The sequence below is a fragment of the Cupriavidus sp. WGlv3 genome (genome assembly GCF_023952475.1).
In the GTDB taxonomy this organism is placed as follows: domain Bacteria; phylum Pseudomonadota; class Gammaproteobacteria; order Burkholderiales; family Burkholderiaceae; genus Cupriavidus; species Cupriavidus phytorum.
Genome location: NZ_JALHRX010000061.1, coordinates 1 through 4,250, shown reverse-complemented (window position 1 = coordinate 4,250; position 4,250 = coordinate 1). Strand labels below are relative to the sequence as shown.

The 4,250-nt window shown below is 56.9% G+C and carries 4 protein-coding genes; all 4 read left to right on the top strand.

The genetic code is table 11. The features are described from left to right. Window positions 1-354, top strand: a 354-nt coding sequence (locus MKD38_RS30210) for a DUF2345 domain-containing protein (RefSeq protein WP_252682414.1), incomplete at its 5' end; no start/stop codon positions are given. A gap of 8 nt (window positions 355-362) precedes the next feature. Further along, the gene (locus MKD38_RS30205) at window positions 363-1,319 is read left to right on the top strand and encodes a DUF4123 domain-containing protein (RefSeq protein WP_252682413.1); all 957 of its coding nucleotides are present in this window, start codon (window positions 363-365) and stop codon (window positions 1,317-1,319) included. A gap of 163 nt (window positions 1,320-1,482) precedes the next feature. Then, entirely contained in the window at window positions 1,483-2,109 is a 627-nt protein-coding gene (locus tag MKD38_RS30200; protein ID WP_252682411.1) for a DUF3304 domain-containing protein, read from the top strand. Continuing rightward, entirely contained in the window at window positions 2,106-4,232 is a 2,127-nt protein-coding gene (locus MKD38_RS30195; RefSeq protein ID WP_252682409.1) for a phospholipase effector Tle1 domain-containing protein, read from the top strand. The genes MKD38_RS30200 and MKD38_RS30195 overlap by 4 nt, the downstream gene beginning before the upstream one ends. Window positions 4,233-4,250: the final 18 nt, after the last annotated feature.

Below are 4,250 nucleotides of genomic sequence, written 5' to 3'. Positions count from 1 at the left end.
GACATCGGCCTGCAGCTGACGGCGGGGCAGAATGATATCGATATCCAGGCGCAGCACGATTTGTTAAAGCTGGCGGCACGAGACGACTTGACCGTAGTGTCGGCCAACATGAACGTGGATTTCGCCGCGGCGAAACGGATTCGGATTGCCACGGCAGGTGGGGCTTCGATATTGATCGAGGGCGGAAATATTACCGTGGAGTGTCCGGGGGCGATTACTTATAAGGCGGCACAGAGGAAGTTTGAGGGACCGGTGAACCAGCCCTATGGCATTCCGCTATTTCCATCCAGCGTATGCGTTGAGTGCGCATTGGAAGCCGCCAAGCGGGGGGTGCCATTTTCGATGCCGCAATGAGGAATGTCGTGGAATTTGCTGTCGATGTCCTGATACCGGAAGCTGTGGCCGCGCAAATTGTCCAGTGGCAGTCCGAACAAGAAGGCCTTTCACAGTGGCTGCTGGTCGACGCTATGCTTGTGGACTTTGCGAGAATCCAGGCGACCGCGCGAAAGCGTGGCTGGTCGATTCACAATGTGCTGGAGCACTCGCGGTTTGCGGCCTTTGGTGATATGGCGCCGCACTTGATTGGGTTGCCCACTGGCGATGCCCATGCGCAAACGCAGATTCGGCAACTCATTGCGTCAGGGGCGGCCGCCCCGGCGTTCAGTTGGTTGGCTTCCTCACAGCCGATGGAGAAGGTATGCCAGACGCTTGCCTATCTGGCGATGGTTCAGGTTGACGGCGACATTGAGCTCCATTGCCGGTTTGCCGACACGCGCATACTGCCGGAGTTGTGGCGCGTGCTGACGGATTCACAACGTCTCCGGGTGACGCAAAACATTGCATCTTGGGGCTGCTTGGATCGGGCATGTGTGCCTCATCGCTTTAGGGCCGACGTCACGAGCAGCCCCGAAGTCGCCGATCAGCGTGAATTGCTGCATCTGACCAGCGGCCAGTTCGCCGCAATGCTGGATGCCAGCGAGGGCGATACGATGTTCAGCCTCCTTCTGGACACGACGCCGGAGTTGGTTCCTGGCGAGCAGCGGGCGAACTTCCATGCAGCGCTAATGAGCTATCTCGCTCGCGCGACGACGCTGGGCATAAAGCGGCCTACGGACCGGTTGCAGTTCATCGTGTTAAGCCTTACCTGTGCTGAGACGTTCTATCAATTGCCAGAGTTGGCGGATACCTGGAAACAGGTGGCTAGTGGTGACAGCCTTCAGGAATGCATGACGCAATGGTCAGATACTTTGTGGAACGTGCTGGAAGGGAGTGGTGGCGATCGTTGCTCCCATCAGTCTGTTGGCATGGTGAGTTCGTAACAGAGCACGTGCGAGTATTCCTGACGCGGTGACGTGACGGCATTGATTGTGAGACTTGCGGCGTGTGGTAGGAGCGAATTTCCGATTTTTTGATAAGCAAGATTTTGTGTTAGACGTCCATGGTTCGGGTCATGTGACACGTGCGGGATGAACAGGAATATCCATGAGGCACAAGCGAGCATTAGTGGCTGTAATGATCTTCTCTGCGTTGACGATGCTGGTCGCGGCGTGCGGCAAGGGGGGCGAGCAACCGGACGATACCGCTGCTTCTAGCATCACTCCTTACAACCATACCCCTGATTACATTCACCAGTTTTATGTCAATGATGCATGGGGTGGTAATTCCCGAGCCTATGGTGGAGGCGGCAGCTTCGTTTGTTGTGTGACTTACCCAGGGAAGTGGCATGAAGGCTTGACTGCCAAGGTCCGGTGGACCACCTCGAGTTCAGATCCGAATGCGACGGGCGCAGAGGCTGAAGAGACGTGGCACGAAGCGATCGTGCCAATTGAGAAATACGAAAAGCCGGGAAACGTCAATGTACATTTCCTGCCTGATGGGAAGGTGAGAATAATCATCTCAAGTATGGGTTCTGGCCACCCCGACTATCCCGGCCCAGACTATCCTGTAAAGCCACCAGACTTCCACTTTGAGCCATGGCGTGGTGCTGCGAGCGAAGCCGAGGCCCGTGCTCGCTCTCAAGAGGCACACCGAGTGCTTCAGGTAAGCCCCGACGAGTCACTATCGCTTCCCCCAGAGCAAATGCCCCTGTATCCGAAGGAACGAAAATGAGCACTTTTCAGCCGGGCTGGTATGAACTTAGTTTTAACGCTATTACGCGTGATGTTCGCTGCGGATATTTCAAGACCACGACGACGTTGACAGCAGAATGCCTGGTCGAGAGTAGCGGGCACCAAATCCTTGTGTGGCGAGATCCGGCCGGATTGAATGGGCTCGGCAGGCCTGCAATCTGGCTGCCGCATTATCGGCAGCTTGCTTCCGCTTCAACGACTGACTGGTGGAACGAGCCTCCGGGTGGAGAATCCTTTCGGCCATTGCTGCCTGCGAGCGGATTACGCGCACAGCGAGTACCCACACCGCGCGAGCTGTGCCAGCGCGCCGGCACAGCCAATACCAGTGACGGCGGCCTTAGTTGCAGCAGGGAAATTCACGTCGGGCTGTTCTTTGATGGCACCAACAACAACATGGTGCGCGATTTGCAGACGAAGAGTCATTCCAACATCGTGACCCTCTTTAATGCTCACGCCGATGATCAAGTGGAGGGTTTTCGTTACTACATGCCAGGCGTCGGTACGAAGTTCCCCGAGATCGGTGAGAACTCGGAATCCGGTGGTGGTAAGGCCTTTGCCAGTGGCGGAGAGGCGCGCATTCATTGGGCAATGTTGCAGGTCTTCAACGCCTTGCATCGATCATTGTTAAACCATGACTTGCTCGAAAGGCACGAGATGCTTACCCTTTCGACAAGCACCATTCACGGTCTTAGCACCGCCTGGCGCCTGGGCGATGGCAAGATGATCGGAATCTTCAGCGACCTTCAAAGGCGCCTAATGAAAGCGATCGAAGGCAGGCGGCCAAGGATCAGTGCCGTCCGACTTTCAGTTTTTGGCTTCTCACGCGGTGCCGCAGAAGCTCGCACCTTTTGCCAGTGGATACGCAAGGCAACCGGCATGAAGGTTGGCGATGCCACGCTCGACTTGCGCTTCCTGGGCATATTCGATACCGTCGCCTCGGTTGGGGTGGCGGATTCCATGCCGATCGCCAAAGGGTTGATGGACTGGGCTGATGGCACCATGGATATCGAGAAGGTCGGCAAGGTCGTTCATTACGTGGCGGCTCACGAAATACGACAATCCTTTCCACTGTCCACGGCGCGTATCGGCGCCAAGGCCTACCCGCCGAACACAAAGGAATACATCTACCCGGGCGCGCACTCGAACCTGGGCGGTGGCTATGGGCCAGGAGACCAGGGCAAATCGGTCCGCGGCAGGTCGGCACTGCTGTCGCAGATCGCATTGAACGACATGTACTTTGAGGCATGCAACGCGGGCGTCAAACTGTTGCCGAAAGACAAGATGCTGCCAGTAGATCGTCGAGACTTTGATATCGCTCCAGAGTTGGATGACGCATTCAATGCATATTGCGACTGGACGAAGTTCAATGAGAAGGAGAGCGTGACTGCAGCGAAGGGGCCGCCATGCGAGAACCGCATGCAATATCACATGCAACTCTATTGGCGCTGGCGTGCCCATGTTTCCAATGATTCGAAGTTCAAGGCGTTGTCCAGCTATCGCAATGCCAGCGCGCAGGACAAGGCGGATCTGTGGGAGTCGGAGTTGGACTGGCGCAGGGACGTCGCACGCGCCCAGGAGGCAAGCCGGCCGCGTAGGGTGTTCAATCCCAGGATTGGCTATGTCGACCTACCAGCGCCGGCGGACGCTGTGCAGCGGCAGATTGCGGCCGAAGTTAACGCTGCGTCCAAGGTACCCGCAGCAGTTAGCGAGTTCTTCGATAAGTTTGTGCACGATTCACACGGGGGATTCTGGCTGCTCGGACCGATTACAAGGGACGACAGAGCTGTATTCATCGCTGAGGTCAGGAAGAAGAAAGCGATGTACGATAAGTTGATGGCTGACGCGGAGAAGTCGGGCAACCCTGGGTATGCCAACAATATGCGCCGGCGGGCGCTGGCCTATGAATTGAACGCTTTCGAACAACGCGTCCTCGATGCAAATGCAAAAGCGCCAGGTTCTGTTCCGCTGATGACGGACGCTGATGCGGCGGATCTGCGGGCGATTGCTGGAATGAGTACAGAGGCCGTACTGGCAGTGATGGGCACGGCGACCCGGCGCGAGCCCAAGGGGCACGGACGATATCGCAGGGTCTTCGATAGCTGAGGGAGGATAGCACTGGAA